This window comes from Dysosmobacter welbionis (assembly GCF_005121165.3).
GTDB classification, from domain to species: domain Bacteria; phylum Bacillota; class Clostridia; order Oscillospirales; family Oscillospiraceae; genus Oscillibacter; species Oscillibacter welbionis.
The window spans coordinates 2541762-2555888 of record NZ_CP034413.3; the positions used below are offsets into that span (position 1 = coordinate 2541762).

A 14127-nucleotide genomic window follows, 5' to 3' on the forward strand; every position below is an offset into this window, starting at 1 on the left:
GCCATGCTTACCTATGAGGATGTGAAAAACAATTCTGCGGTCCGGACCTATATCCAGAGGGCGGACGAGTCTCTGACCGCTCTGGGCTATACGGAGCACAGCTTTGCCCACGTGACGGCGGTGGCGGAAAACGCCGCCTATATCCTCTCCACCCTGGGGTATCCGGAGCGGACGGTGGAGCTGGCAAAGATCGCCGGGTTTCTTCACGACATCGGCAACCTGGTGAACCGGGTGGATCACTCCCAGTCCGGTGCGGTCATGGCCTTCCGCATTCTGGACAACATGGATTGTCCTCCGGAGGAGATCGCCACCATCGTCACCGCCATCGGCAACCACGACGAGGGCACCGGCATGCCGGTGAACGCCGTGGCGGCGGCACTGATCCTGGCGGACAAGTCCGACGTCCGCCGCAGCCGGGTCCGGAATCCGGATATGGCCAGCTTCGACATCCATGACCGGGTGAACTACTCGGTGAAGAAGTCCGTCCTGAAGATCAACGAGGAGCACACGCTCATCAAGCTGAAGCTGTCCGTGGACACGAAGTACGGCTCTGTCATGGACTATTTTGAGATCTTCATGGGCCGGATGCTCCTCTGTCGAAAGGCAGCGGAGAAGCTGGGCCTGCAGTTCAAGCTGATGATTAACGAGCAGCAGCTGATCTGACCGGCCGCCGGAGGGAGACACCCTCCGTCCCTCCAGCGGGGCGGAGAGATTGAATGGGGAGGGATATCTGTGATCTATCTGCTGGAGGATGACGACAGTATCCGGGATTTTGTGATCTATACATTGAACAGCCAGGGTATGGAGGCCAGGGGCTTTCCGCTGCCCTCCCTGTTCTGGCAGGCCGTGGGAGAGCAGATGCCTGCCCTGGTGCTGCTGGATATCATGCTGCCGGAGGAGGATGGACTCAGCGTCCTGAAAAAGCTCCGGGCCACGCCCCGCACGGCCAAGCTGCCGGTCATCATGCTGACGGCCAAGGGCACGGAGTACGACAAGGTGGTGGGTCTGGACGGCGGCGCCGATGACTATGTGGCCAAGCCCTTCGGCATGATGGAGCTGCTCTCCCGCATCCGGGCGCTGCTGCGGCGGACGGAGACGGAGAACGGCACCCTCCGCTGCGGCATTCTGGAGGTGGATCCGGGGCAGCACATCGTCCGGGTCCGGGGACAGGAGACCATCCTGACCCAGAAGGAGTTTGAAGTGCTGTGCCTGCTGCTGCGCAACCCCGGCCAGGTGCTTTCCCGGGAGCAGCTGATCGAGAACGTCTGGGGCTACGCCTTTACCGGCGAGAGCCGGACCGTGGACGTCCACGTGCGGACCCTCCGCCAGAAGCTGGGAGAGGCGGGCGTTTACATCGAGACGGTCCGGGGCTATGGCTACAAGATCAGCCCTGTGAACTGACAGGAGGGCTGGAGAGACATGACGAAACGGATCTTTCGCTCCATCCTGGGCGTGTCCCTGGCAGTGCTGCTGGCCAGCCTGGTGCTGATCGTGGGCGTGCTCCACGGTTATTTCCAGGATCGGGTCTCCGGTGAGCTGGAGAGTCTGGCAGAGTACATCGCCCATGGGGTAGAGGAGAATGGCACGGACTATCTCACAGAGGATCTGCCCGGCAGCTACCGGATTACCTGGGTGGATGCGGACGGCACCGTGCTCTTCGACAACCGGCAGGACCCGGAGGAGATGGGGAACCACGCCCAGCGGGAGGAGATCCGGGAGGCGCTGATCCTGGGGAAGGGACATGCGGTCCGCTATTCGGACACGCTTTCCCAGCAGACGCTGTATGCGGCCCAGCGGCTTGCTGACGGAACGGTGCTGCGGGTGTCCAGCGCCCAGTATTCCGTCTGGGTCCTGGTACTGCAGGCGCTGCAGCCGGTGGCGCTGATGATGCTGCTGGCCTTCATCCTGGCCATGGCGCTGGCTTCCCGGGTGGCGCGGCAGCTGGTGGAGCCCATCAACGCCATCGACCTCAATGACCCCGCCGGCAGCGAGACCTATGAGGAGCTGACGCCCCTGCTGTCCAAGCTCCGCAGCCAGCAGAGGCAGATCCAGCGGCAGATGCGGGATTTAAAGCGCCGGCAGGAGGAGTTCACCGCCATCACGGAGAACATGAGCGAGGGCTTCCTGGTGATCGACCAGGAGACGCGGGTGCTGACTTACAATTCCGCCGTGCTGCGGCTGCTCTACGCGCAGGTCCCCACAGAGGAGGGAGAGAGCGTCTACGCCCTGAACCGGGAGGCGGGCTTCCGCCGCTGCGTGGAGGAGGCTCTGGCCGGTCGGCGGTGTGAGCAGCTGCTGGAAAAGGACGATGATTGCCGCCAGATCATCGCCAGTCCTGTGGAACAGGACGGCCAGATCGCGGGTGCGGTGCTGGTGATCCTGGATGTGACGGAGAAGGAGCAGCGGGAGCGGCTGCGGCGGGAGTTCACCGCCAACGTCTCCCACGAGCTGAAGACGCCCTTGACCTCCATCCTGGGTACGGCGGAGATCCTGCAGAACGGTTTGGTGAAGCCGGAGGACGTCCCCCACTTCGCCGGGAACATCCACCGGGAGACGGAGCGGCTCATCGGGCTGGTGAACGACATCATCAAGCTGTCCCGCCTGGACGAGGGCGGCGGCCTGGGCCAGTGGGAGACCGTGGATCTGTACGAGGAGGCGCGAGCCGTCCTGGAGCAGCTGGCTCCGGCGGCCCAGCGGAAACAGGTGACCACCCGGCTCCAGGGCGGCGAGGCTCTGGTGCGGGGCGTACCCCAGATCGTGGAGGAGATCGTCTACAACCTCTGCGACAACGCCATCGCCTACAACCGGGCGAACGGCAGCGTCACCGTCACGGTGGAAAATACCGCCTTCGGCCCCCGGATCACGGTGGCGGACACCGGCATCGGCATTCCCCGGGAGGCCCAGGGCCGGGTATTCGAGCGGTTTTACCGGGTGGACAAGAGCCATTCCTCCGGCGGCACGGGACTGGGGCTCTCCATCGTCAAGCACGGGGCGGCCTATCTGGGTGCCCAGGTGGAGCTCCACAGCGAACCGGGCCACGGCAGCACCTTTACGCTTACCTTTCCGAAGGCGGGAGCATGAGGGGGGGCTTGCAATCCCGGCGGAAGTGTGCTAGGATAACCGGAGATTGATGAATGATTGGAGGGGTGTGAAGATGCGGATCTGACCTTCGTGTTTTGGCATAGAGGGTTGCTGCGGCGAAGACGCAGCGTCTTTTTCCATGCCATTGCAGGGAAGGCAGACCGCTGATCTCACCCAGGTATCGCACAGCCCCGGATGCGGGGTGAATGCCGTATGCCCGGCCGCGGGAGAGGTCTGCTCTCCCGCGGCCGTTTTTTGCTGCGCAAAAGCACGGCGAATCGGAAATGACGGATGAGACGCTCATGTGCGCGGCATTTGCCGAAGTCTGCGGTGCGCCAGACCGCACATGAGGGTCTGCGCAAAGGAGGAATGCGATATGTCCATGATCGACGTCTCGAATCTGACATTTGGATACGAGGGCAGTCCGGAGCTCATCTTTGACCATGTGGGCTTTCAGATCGATAGCGGCTGGAAATTGGGCTTTACCGGGCGGAACGGCCGGGGAAAGACCACCTTCCTGCGGCTGCTCCAGGGGGAGTACCCGTACAGCGGCACCATCTCCGCCTCTGTGGAATTTGAGTACTTCCCCTACGAGGTGGCGAACCTGTCCCGGACGGGCCTGGAGGTGGTGCGGGAGATCGCGCCGGAGGCGGAGGACTGGGAGATCCAGCGGGAGCTGGGGCTTCTGGACCTGGCAGAGAGATCACTGGAGCTGCCCTTTTCCAGCCTCTCCAACGGGGAGCGGACCAAGGTGCTGCTGGCGGCCATGTTTTTGAAGGAGAATGCCTTCTTGCTGATCGACGAGCCCACCAACCATCTGGACCTGGAGGGACGGCGGAAGCTGGGGAGCTATCTGGCCCGGAAGCGGGGATTTCTGCTGGTATCCCATGACCGGGCGTTCCTGGACCAGTGTGTGGACCATATTCTGGCCATCAACCGGACCAATATTGAGATCCAGCGGGGGAATTTCTCCTCCTGGTGGGAGAACCGCCGGAGGCAGGACGCCTTTGAACTGGCCCGGCAGGAGAAGCTGCAGAAGGACATCGGGCGGCTGACGGAGTCCGCCCGCCGTGCCTCCGGCTGGTCGGACCGGACGGAGAAGAGCAAGTTCGGTGTGGACAAGACCGGGGCCAAGGCAGCGGACCGGGGCTTTGTGGGCCACAAGGCGGCCAAGCTGATGCAGCGGTCCAAATCCATCCAGCGCCGCCGGGAGGAGGCAGTGGAGGAGAAGAAGCAGCTGCTGCAGAACCTGGAGCGGCAGGAGGCGCTGGCGGTTACGCCCCTGCCCTGCCGGACGGGTGCGCGGCTGGCGGAGTTCCGGGACGTAGCCGTGTGCTACAACGGTCGCAGGGTCTGCCGGGAGATCACCTTCGAGGTGCTGGCGGGGGAGCGGATCGCCCTCCAGGGCGCAAACGGCTGCGGCAAGTCCAGCCTGCTGAAGCTGCTGCTGGGGGAAGAGATCCCCCACAGCGGCACGGTGGAGACCATGAGCGGCCTGGTGGTGTCCTATGTCAGCCAGAATACGGACCACCTGCGGGGCAGCCTGACGGAGTTTGTCCGGACCCAGGGTCTGGACGGCAGCCGGTTCCGGACCATCCTGCGGAAGCTGGATGTTCCACGGGAGCAGTTTGAGAAGGACCTGGCAGATTACAGCAGCGGCCAGAAGAAAAAGGTGCTGCTGGCCGCAAGCCTCTGCACACAGGCACACCTGTACGTGTGGGATGAGCCGCTGAACTTTATCGACGTCATCTCCCGGATGCAGGTGGAGGATCTGCTGCTGGCCTGTCGGCCGACCCTGCTGTTCGTGGAGCACGACGCCCGCTTCTGCGACGAGATCGCCACCCGGCGCATCCGGATCCAGAGGGAATGACTCGAAACAAGAAGACGCCCTCCGCAGTTGTGCGGAGGGCGTCCGTTTTCCTTTGTGATTACCAGAGGTCGGGCCAGAATACCTGGCCGTCCTCCGACCGGAAGGGCTCGGGCACCGTGTCCTCTTCCAGCATCCGGGCCCGGATGGCGGCGGAGAGGTCCTCCACTGTGCCGGGGCCGTAGTCGGCAAAGGACGCCGAGTCCATCAAAATGGCGCCCGCCCGGGCCATGTCCTCCAGATTCACCCGCTGGATCTCCTCGGTATGGGAGGAGCAGCAGTCCGTCAGCACCACGGTGTTGTACTCCAGAGCGATGGCGTCATAGCAGGTGGTGCGGATGCAGTTGGGGGTGGTGGTGCCGGTGAGGATCACCGTCCGCACGTCCAGCCGCCGGAGGATCAGGTCCAGCTCCGTCTGGAAAAAGGCGCTCCACCTGGGCTTGATGATGGTGTAGTCCCCGGGCTGGGGGCGCAGGCCCTCCGGTGCCTGGGCGCTGTTGGGACCGGTGGAGGCGGGGCGGCAGGCCCGGCCGCCAGCGACCCAGCCGGGGTAACGGGTCAGCTCCACATCGCTGCCGTCAGCGCGGTAGAGCCGCTTGACAAAGAATACCGGAATGCCCTTGGCCCGGGCCAGCTCCACGGCCCGGACGCAGTTGGGGACCATGGACTGGGCGAAGCGGATCCAGTGTCCGCCCTCCGGATGAACAAAGCCGTTTTCCATATCGATGACCAGCAGGGCGGAGCGGGTGGGATTGGGTTTCATCAGCAGAACCTCCTGTCAGAGTTTTTGAAAAATATGGATGCGAAAGGAGATACGGGTGGTGAGAGACTCCAGGTCCGCCAGACGCTTTGCACCTGTCTTGGGGGTCTTCCAGTAATAGGGCGTCATCTGGAACAGGGCGCGGATGTCTGCCTGGCAGGGGAGGGTGATGGTGCCCTCCACCGGCACGATGGACTGATAGGCGAACCCCTCATAGGGGGTCTCCTTTTCCTCATTGGGATAGGGACGGTCGTAGAGGACCTGCTTCAGCTCCCAGAGGTGGTCCGGTCCGGGCACCACGTAGAGGAAGTGCCCGCCCGGCCTCAGCACTCGCCGGAATTCCTCCAGCGCCAGGGGGGAGAAGCAGTCCAGCAGAATGTCCGCCGCGCCGTCCGCCGCCGGCAGGTGGAAGGAGGAGGCCACAGCCCACGCAATGCCTTTCTCCCGCTTGGCGGCGGATCGGAGAATGGGCTTGGAAATGTCGGTTCCCGCCATCCGGGGGGATTTTCCCGCGGCGGCCAGGGTCCGGAAGATGCCGGAGGTGTAGAATCCCTCGCCGCAGCCCACGTCCCAGATCACCGGCGATTCGCCGGAAAGAGACAAAATCTGACAACAGAGCGTATTGAGAAGCAGGTCATAATACCCCTTGGAGAGGAAATCCCGCCGTGCGGCGGCCATATCCCGGTCATCCCCCGGCGCGGCGGAGTGCTTTTGATTGGGGGGCAGCAGATAGGTGTAGCCCTCCCGGGCGATGTCATAACTGTGTCCGGCCGGGCAGCGATAGGCCCGGTCTCCGCGGTCCAGCGGCGCCCCGCAGACGGGGCAGCGGAAAAGACTTTCCATCACGTGTCCTCGCCCGTCACATCGTTGATCCACTTCCGGCTCCGCAGCCGCAGGATACCCCAGGGGCACTTGCACACATTTTCCGACTGGATGCATAGGCACACCACCGCTACCGGGGCGTTGAACACCAGGGCAGTCAGGAAGGTCAGAGGTACAGCGATGACCCACTGGCAGCTCAGGTCGATGATGGAGGCCATGCGGGAGTCGCCGCCCGCCCGAAGCAGGCCGGTGATGTTGGTGATGTCAAAGGCCTTCAGCGGCAGCATGAAGAGATATACGACGCACATGGTGACGGCGATCTCCAGCGCCAGCCCCTCCAAATGGAACAGAGGATAGAGATAGGGGATGAACACCGTAGGCAGGAGGACCGCCAGGCACACCGACACCACGAGACCCACTCCGAAGGAGACCGTCAGCAGGCAGCAGCCCAGAGAGTAGACCTCCTCCCGGCCGGCGCCCTCACCGATCCGCTTGCCCACAATCACGGCGGTGGCGCCTGCGATGCCGAAGCAGGCCACAGTGGAGAACTTGTCGATGTTGCCCATGATGGCGTGGGCCGCCAGCATATCCGTGCTGATGGCCATGTGGCCCATGACGGCGGTCATAACGCTGACGCCCAGACCCCACAGCACCTCGTTCACCAGAACGGGGGTGGCGTATTTCAGGAAGCTCCGCGCCATGGCCCCGCCGGGCCGCAGCAGCAGGCGGAGCATCAGGGGCACTCGGCGGTAGCGGGGGGCATAGACCGCGACGATCACGAACTCCAGCACCCGGGAGGTCAGGGTGGCAATGGCAGCACCGGTGATCCCCAGCGCAGGCGCGCCGAACTTGCCGAAAATAAGAATGTAGTTCAAGCCCGTGTTGGTCAGCATGGAGATGCCGAAGACGATCATGCCCATGGCGGGATTCTCCGTGCTGCGCTGCATGCCGATGTAGACGGAGCTGATGGTGTTGAAGATATAGCTGAGGCCAACAATCCGGAGATAGGGGGCGCCCAACTCAATGAGCAGGTCGTTGTTGGTCACCAGAGCCATCACATGGAGGGGGAAGAAGAACAGCACAGCGGCCACGGAAACCGCAATGATGAGCCCGGCGTAAAGGCTGACGCCCATACAGCGGTTGATGCTGTCGGTGTCCCCCTTGCCCCAGTACTGGCTGGCCAGGACGGAGAGTCCGCTGAGCAGGCCCAGGATGATGATCTGGAGCAGGTAGATGGGCGTGTTGGCGGCAGTGACAGCGGACAGCTCATTCTGCCCCAGCATACCCACCATGAAGGTGTCCACAAATCCCAGGGAAGTGGTGATGAGATTCTGCAGGATCAGCGGCAGAGCCAGCAAGAACAGCCGCTTGTAGAAGCCGGGCTCCCGATGAAGATGACGAAACATAAAAGACGAAACCTCTTGAAACTGAAAAGTAAAATTGCCTTACAGCATGGGCATCCGCGTGTCGTGGTGGCGCCGCAGGGCGTCCGCACAGGCGTCGATGTCGCCCTTGTCAGTCTCCGGGCCGAAGCTCAGGCGGATCACCCCGCCGGAGACCTTCTTGGATAGCTTCAAGGCCGCGATCACGTGACTGGGCTTGCCCTGATGGCAGGCGGAGCCGGCGGAGATGCAGACGCCCTGGCTGCCCAGGTCATTGACAATATTTTGGCTGGGCCAGCCCACGAGAGAGATGGAGAGGATATGGGGCGCGCCGCCGGGAGCGGAGAGGATTTTCAAGTCGGGGATGGCAGACAGCCGCTCTGCGGCATAGTCCCGGATTTTCGCCATGCAGAGGAGTTTCTCCTCCAAATTTTCCCGCCGCAGCTCCACAGCCCTGGCAAAGCCCGCGATCTGGGCCGTGGCTTCGGTGCCGGCCCGGAGGCCGCCCTCCTGCCCGCCGCCGGCCAGCAGCGGCTTTGGATTCCGGACCCGGGGACCGATGTACAGAGCGCCGATGCCCTTGGGCCCGCCGATCTTGTGGGCGGAGATGGTGAGGAAGTCCGCCCCCAGCGTTTTTGCGGAGCATGGGACCTTCAAAAAGCCTTGGACCGCGTCGGTGTGCAGCAACGTCTGTGGGTTCTTCACCGCCAGGCCCCGGGCGATCTCAGCGATGGGATAGATGTTTCCCAGCTCGTTGTTCACCAGCATGCAGGACACCAGCGCCGTGTCCTGCCGGACGGCGGCGAGGACCTGCTCCGCAGAGAGGGAGCCGTCCTGAGCCGGGACAAGATACGTCACCTCGTATCCCTGCCGCTCCATCCAGCGGCAGGCTTCCAGCACGGCGCTGTGCTCCACTGCGGTGGTAACGATGTGGCGGCCCAGGTGGCGGTTCTGCCAGCAGGCGGCGGTGACAGCCCAGTTGTCCGCCTCCGTGCCGCAGGAGGTGAAGAACAGCTGCTTGGCCCCACAGCCCAGTGCGTCCGCCACGGTCTTCCGCCAGACTTCCACCCGGCGCTTCATCTCCAGCCCCATGGGGTACTGGGAGCTGGGGTTGCCGAACTGTTCGGTGAGCACCTCATACATGGCATCCGCCACCGCCCGGGGAACGGGCGTAGTGGCGGCGTGGTCCAGATAAATCATGAAAAACGATCTCCTTGCAGTTGGGCCTTGCCCAACAGTAAAAATTACAGTATAATCGAAACGCATCAAGTTATTATATAAAGGTTTTGCGGAAAGTGCAAGGAGATTCCATGAAAGTTGCCATCTATACCTTGGGCTGCAAGGTGAACCAATATGAGACTCAGGCCATGGAGCAGGAGCTGCTGGCAAGGGGGCACACGCTCACGGAGTTTTCCGATGAGGCGGATGCCTATATTGTGAACACCTGCTCCGTCACGGCAGTCAGCGACCAGAAGTCCCGGCAGGTGATCCACGGCGTCCAGCGGAAGCACCCCGGCGCCGTGGTGGCGGTGTGCGGCTGCTATCCCCAGACCCACGCGGACGACGTGCGGAAGCTGGGGGTGGACCTGATCTCCGGCACCGGCGACCGGACGGGTTTTATCCGCCTTCTGGAAGAGGCCGCGGCGGAGAAGCGGCAGATCGAGGCCATCGACCAGCCTTTTGAGCGGCGGGTGTTCGAGGTCCTGCCCGCCGGCGGCCTGGGGGGCCGCACCCGGGCCATGCTGAAGGTGGAGGACGGGTGCGTCAACTTCTGTACCTACTGCATCATTCCATACGCCCGGGGACGGGTGCGGTCCCTGCCCGTCCCCACTGCCGTGGAGCAGACTCGGGCCCTGGCGGCAGAGGGCTACCGGGAGATCGTGGTGACGGGCATCGAGATCTCCTCCTGGGGCCAGGACCTGAAGAACGGAGAGACCCTGATCGACCTACTGGAGGCTGTCTGCACCGCCGCACCGGCTGTCCGCATCCGGCTGGGGAGCCTGGAGCCCCGGACCATCACAGAGGAGTTCTGCCGCCGGGCGGCCGCCCTGCCGAACCTCTGCCCCCAGTTCCACTTGTCTATGCAGTCCGGATGCGACGACACCCTGAAGCGAATGAACCGGAAATACGATACCACTCGATATGCGCAGTCCGTTGCACTTTTAAATCAATATTTTGACCACCCCGCTGTCACCACGGACCTCATCACCGGGTTTCCGGAGGAGACGGAGGAGGAATTTGCCCAGACGCTGGACTTCATCCGCCGGTGCGGCTTTGCCCAGATGCACATTTTCCCCTACTCCGTCCGGCCCGGCACCCCGGCGGCCAAGATGCGTCAGGTGCCGAAGGCCGTGAAGGAAGAGCGGGCCCGCCAGGCGGCGGCGGTGGCGGAGGCGCTCCACCGGAACTATCTCGCGGCCTGTGTGGGAGCGGTGTATCCCGTCCTCTTTGAACAGCCCAAGGACGGCAGGTATTTCGGCCACGCACCCAACTATATGGAGGTGCTGGCGGACGGGACGGACCTGCATAACCAGGTGCGGAATGTGAAAGTCACCGGCACTGACGGAGCATCCCTGCTGGGTGAGCTTTTGGAGGACTGACATGAAGAGCCATTTCTTTGCCTACATCTCCCGGATGCGGTTCATCCAGCGGTGGGCCCTGATGCGCAACACCGCGCCGGAGAACGTCCAGGAGCACAGTCATCAGGTGGCCGTCCTGGCCCACGCTCTGGCGGTGATCCGCAACGAGAAGTTCGGCGGCCGCCTGGACCCCGGCGCCGTGGCGGTGGCGGCGCTGTACCATGACGCCAGCGAGATCCTGACCGGCGACATGCCCACCCCCATCAAGTACGACAACCCGGCCATCCGAAACGCCTACAAGGACGTGGAGGCGGTGGCGGAGGGCAAGCTGCTCCACATGCTGCCGCCGGAGCTTCAGGGGGTGTACGGGCCCATCCTGACGCAGTCCGACCCGGAGGTGCGGCAGGTGGTGAAGGCGGCGGACAAGCTCTCCGCTTATATCAAGTGTGTAGAGGAGCTGAAAGCCGGCAACAACGAATTCCGGCAGGCCGCCGGCCAGACCCGGAAAGCCCTGGAGGGCTACGAACTGCCGGAAGTGACGTACTTTCTGGAGACCTTTATGGACAGCTTCTCCCTGACCCTGGACGAGCTGCAGTGAACAAAGAACCGCCCTGGCGCACAGCGCCAGGGCGGTTCTTTGTTCACTTGTTCAGCTTGGAGCAGATCAGCCCGCCCAGGCGGCGGACACCCTCCTCGATCAGGTCCTCCGGCGTGTTGCCGAAGCTCATGCGCATACAGTTCTTCCCCTGGCCGTCCCGGTCGGAGAAGAAGCCCTCTCCCGCCACAAAAGCCACGTTCACAGCCGGGTCTGTGGAAGACTCCTGCAGCAGGGCGGAGGTGTCGATGCCGCCGGGCAGCTCCACCCAGGTGAAGAGGCCGCCGTCCGGATTGCTGTGCTTGGTACCGGCGGGGAAATACCGGTCGATGCTCTGGAGCATCACGTCCCGGCGCCTGCGGTACAGGTCGCAGATCATCTGGTGGTGGGCCGGGTAACAGCCCCGCTTGAAGAACTCCGCGCAGAGGATCTGGGGCAGCATGGAGGTGTGGGAGTTGGTGGCGGACTTCACGTCCACCAGATGCTGGATGGTCTCCGTATCCGCCACCACATAGCCCAGGCGGGAGCCGGGGGAGAAAATCTTGGAGAAGCTGCCCGCCATCACCACATGGCCTGTGGTGTCGAAGTGCTTGATGGGAGGCAGGTCCTCTCCGCTGTACCGGATATCCCGATAGGGGTCGTCCTCCAGCACCAGCACGTCGTATTTGGCGGCCAGCTCCGCCACGGCCTTCCGCCGCTCCAGGCTGAGGGTGCGGCCGCTGGGGTTCTGGAAGGTGGGAATGACATAGATCATCTTGGGATGGCACTGCCGGATCTTCCGCTCCAGATCCTCCGGGATCAGGCCGTTGTCATCCATGGCCACACCCACGCACCTGGCCTCGAACATATCGAAGATCTCCACGGACTGGACGAAGGTGGGGGCCTCCACCAGGATCACGTCGCCGGGGTCGATGTACGCCTGGCAGGCCAGGTTGATGCCCTCCAGGCCGCCGGTGATGATTATGACGTTGTCCACGCCGCAGTCGATGCCCTTGGGAGCCAGCAGTTCCCGGACCACCACCTCCCGCAGGTCCCGGATCCCCTCAATGGGGCCGTACTGCAGGGCCTCCACGCCCCGGGTGTCCGTCCGCAGCACCTCGTCGGCCAGCTGGCGGATGGTGTCCACCGGCAGGGCCTCTCTGGCGGGGGAACCGCCGCTGAAGGAGATGATGTCCGGGTTGGTCATGGACCCGAACAGTCCTTTGACCACATTGGCCGTGAAGGCCATTTTTTCCATACGCTTGGCATAAGGCACCATTCTGCGCTGTCCTCCATTTCAAGGGCGCGCCCTTCCGGCGCGCCGCTGTGTGATTTGATCGTTTCAGTATACCACACCAGGCGGGAAAACTCAATTCCCCAAAAACAAGCCGTCCCGGGGCAATGCCCCGGGACGGGAGGATGGTCATTCCAGGGGAATTTGGATGTCTCCCACCTGCACGGCGGCGACCTGGCTCACGTCCAGCAGATGCTGGAAGGAGCAACTGAAGGACAGAGAGAAGGGAAGCGCCTCGTCGGGACGGCTGCCGGTGCTGCCGCTGAGTCCGCTCCGGGTCAGCTCCTGTACCGGCAGGGCATTGCCGTCCGTCAGGACCAGGGAGGTGGCCGCCCGCAGATCTTCGAGACCCTCATAAACGGTGTTACCGGTGAGCTGCACATGGATGGAGAAGGGGGACAGGACCGTCTGGACAAAGACACCGTCCTGCTGGTAGGAGGCCGTCAGCGTCTGGGAGGATCCCGTCGGCTGGAAAGTCACCAGGGCCGGATGGTCTGTCACAGCGGTGTCCACGCCGTCCACCCGTAGGACAGGGGGCGTCAGCAGCACCGTCACCGGCTGGGCGGTGAAGTCGGCGCTGCCGGATTTCACGGCGATATGAAAGAGATAGGTGAGGGTATTGGTCTCCATGTCATAGCCCTGGCTCTCCGAGCCGCCGGAGCTGCCGCTGGTGTAGTTGATCAGGCGGAAATCCGCCAAACTGCTCCCAGCTCTTTCCACGTAGCCGCAATATGAGGTGTAGTCTGTCCAGTCGATGTCCGCCCACCTGTCCTGGTCGGCGGCCTTCAGCTCCTCCCAGGAAATGTCGCCGGTGAGATAGTAGGAGATATCTGGCAGGTCGATACAATTTGCCTGCCAGTCCTCGCTTTCATAGGCCATCTCCACGAGCTCCCGGTCCACTGTGTCCGGCAGCCGGTAGTCCAGAATCAGATAAAGGTTCTTCTCGGAGACCAGGGCCTCCCGGATGGTCACGGCCACATCGTCGCAGACGGAGATGACATTCACCTTCTGGAAGGCCTTCTCCGCCATGGGGGTTTCCGCCGCGTCGGGGCCAAAGTAGCCGGTGAAAATATCATCCCAGTCCACCAGCACCGCTGCCCCCACGGACAGCGTCAGTACAACAGCCAGCACCGCAGCCAGCAGCGCCTTTCGGAAAAATCCCCGGGGGCGGTAGACGGCGGTCCGGGCCTGAGGTTCCGGCTCCGCGGACAAAACAGCCTCCCGCAGCTGTTCCTCCAGCTCCGGCGGGGGCGCGCAGTGTTCCATTGACTCGTGATAGCGATTCATAAGCTCTCCTCCCATGTGTTCCGCAGGGCGTCCCGGCCCCGCTTCAGCCGCATTTTCACCGTGGGCACCGTCACCCCCAGGAGCCGCGCGATCTCCCGGAGGGTGTAGCCCTCGTAGTAGTGGAGGTGAAGGACTGTCCGCTGGGACTCCGGCAGGGCGGCCACGTGGTCCAACAGGCCCAGCTCCTCCGGCGTGACGGCGGCGGAGGCGGCCTCCAGCGGCAGCTCGGACCGGCTGGATCGCTTCCAGGCGTCCCGACACTGGTTCAGGGCCACCCGGAACAGCCATCGCCGCTCGTGGTCCGGCGAGGCAAAGACCGGCGCCCGGTACAGCCGCTTGCAGAACACCTCCTGCAAGATATCCTCCGCATCCGCCGGGTTCTTCATCTGGATCAGGCAGAATCGGTACAGGGACGGCCCATAGGTCCGGTATACCTGCTCAAAGAGCTGCTCCGCTTCGGTCACTGGCCTCACCTCCTTCT

13 protein-coding genes are annotated in these 14127 nt (G+C 63.4%); 6 read left to right on the plus strand and 7 right to left on the minus strand.

What is annotated here, in order from left to right:
* Positions 1 to 3 precede the first annotated feature (3 nt).
* The 4 genes from EIO64_RS13360 (at position 4) to abc-f (ending at position 4951) form a co-directional block, all read left to right on the plus strand.
* A complete protein-coding gene (locus EIO64_RS13360; protein ID WP_021748872.1) occupies positions 4 to 663 on the plus strand; it encodes an HD domain-containing protein in 660 nt (219 codons plus the stop codon).
* A gap of 69 nt (positions 664 to 732) precedes the next feature.
* A complete protein-coding gene (locus tag EIO64_RS13365; RefSeq protein ID WP_136891473.1) occupies positions 733 to 1401 on the plus strand; it encodes a response regulator transcription factor in 669 nt (222 codons plus the stop codon).
* 18 nt (positions 1402 to 1419) lie between these two features.
* Positions 1420 to 3081: a sensor histidine kinase gene (locus tag EIO64_RS13370; RefSeq protein WP_021748874.1), complete on the plus strand. Its 1662-nt coding sequence runs from the start codon at positions 1420 to 1422 to the stop codon at positions 3079 to 3081.
* A 376-nt stretch (positions 3082 to 3457) separates the two neighbouring features.
* Positions 3458 to 4951: a ribosomal protection-like ABC-F family protein gene (gene abc-f, locus EIO64_RS13375; protein WP_025544789.1), complete on the plus strand. Its 1494-nt coding sequence runs from the start codon at positions 3458 to 3460 to the stop codon at positions 4949 to 4951.
* A gap of 58 nt (positions 4952 to 5009) precedes the next feature.
* Here abc-f and EIO64_RS13380 read toward each other — a convergent pair whose 3' ends face one another.
* Genes EIO64_RS13380 through EIO64_RS13395 form a run of 4 tightly spaced genes read right to left on the minus strand, consistent with a single transcriptional unit; the run spans position 5010 to position 9112 of the window.
* Positions 5010 to 5711, minus strand: a complete 702-nt coding sequence (locus tag EIO64_RS13380; RefSeq protein WP_021748877.1) for a cysteine hydrolase family protein — start codon at positions 5709 to 5711, stop codon at positions 5010 to 5012.
* 15 nt (positions 5712 to 5726) lie between these two features.
* Positions 5727 to 6551: a putative RNA methyltransferase gene (locus tag EIO64_RS13385; protein ID WP_021748878.1), complete on the minus strand. Its 825-nt coding sequence runs from the start codon at positions 6549 to 6551 to the stop codon at positions 5727 to 5729.
* Complete coding sequence (locus EIO64_RS13390) at positions 6551 to 7936, minus strand: MATE family efflux transporter (protein WP_021748879.1); 1386 nt, start codon at positions 7934 to 7936, stop codon at positions 6551 to 6553. The genes EIO64_RS13385 and EIO64_RS13390 overlap by 1 nt, the downstream gene beginning before the upstream one ends.
* 39 nt (positions 7937 to 7975) lie before the next feature.
* Positions 7976 to 9112 (minus strand): cysteine desulfurase family protein, encoded by a 1137-nt coding sequence (locus EIO64_RS13395; RefSeq protein ID WP_119310573.1) that lies wholly within the window; start codon positions 9110 to 9112, stop codon positions 7976 to 7978.
* Positions 9113 to 9222: 110 nt separating this feature from the next.
* Between EIO64_RS13395 and mtaB the strand changes: the two genes are divergently transcribed.
* Both mtaB and yfbR read left to right on the plus strand, forming a co-directional pair.
* Positions 9223 to 10512 (plus strand): tRNA (N(6)-L-threonylcarbamoyladenosine(37)-C(2))-methylthiotransferase MtaB, encoded by a 1290-nt coding sequence (mtaB, locus tag EIO64_RS13400; protein WP_119310574.1) that lies wholly within the window; start codon positions 9223 to 9225, stop codon positions 10510 to 10512.
* A gap of 1 nt (position 10513) precedes the next feature.
* The gene (yfbR, locus tag EIO64_RS13405) at positions 10514 to 11089 is read left to right on the plus strand and encodes a 5'-deoxynucleotidase (RefSeq protein WP_021748882.1); all 576 of its coding nucleotides are present in this window, start codon (positions 10514 to 10516) and stop codon (positions 11087 to 11089) included.
* A 43-nt stretch (positions 11090 to 11132) separates the two neighbouring features.
* On the opposite strand, the gene EIO64_RS13410 is transcribed toward yfbR, so the two are convergent.
* The 3 genes from EIO64_RS13410 to EIO64_RS13420 all read right to left on the minus strand — a co-directional run bounded on the left by EIO64_RS13410 (position 11133) and on the right by EIO64_RS13420 (position 14110).
* Positions 11133 to 12323 carry an aminotransferase-like domain-containing protein gene (locus EIO64_RS13410; RefSeq protein ID WP_249390679.1) on the minus strand — a complete coding sequence of 397 codons (1191 nt, stop codon included), beginning with the start codon at positions 12321 to 12323 and terminating at the stop codon, positions 11133 to 11135.
* A gap of 165 nt (positions 12324 to 12488) precedes the next feature.
* Positions 12489 to 13646, minus strand: a complete 1158-nt coding sequence (locus EIO64_RS13415) for a hypothetical protein (protein WP_136891474.1) — start codon at positions 13644 to 13646, stop codon at positions 12489 to 12491.
* Positions 13643 to 14110 (minus strand): RNA polymerase sigma factor, encoded by a 468-nt coding sequence (locus EIO64_RS13420; RefSeq protein WP_158629792.1) that lies wholly within the window; start codon positions 14108 to 14110, stop codon positions 13643 to 13645. Before EIO64_RS13420 ends, EIO64_RS13415 begins: the two co-directional genes overlap by 4 nt.
* Positions 14111 to 14127: the final 17 nt, after the last annotated feature.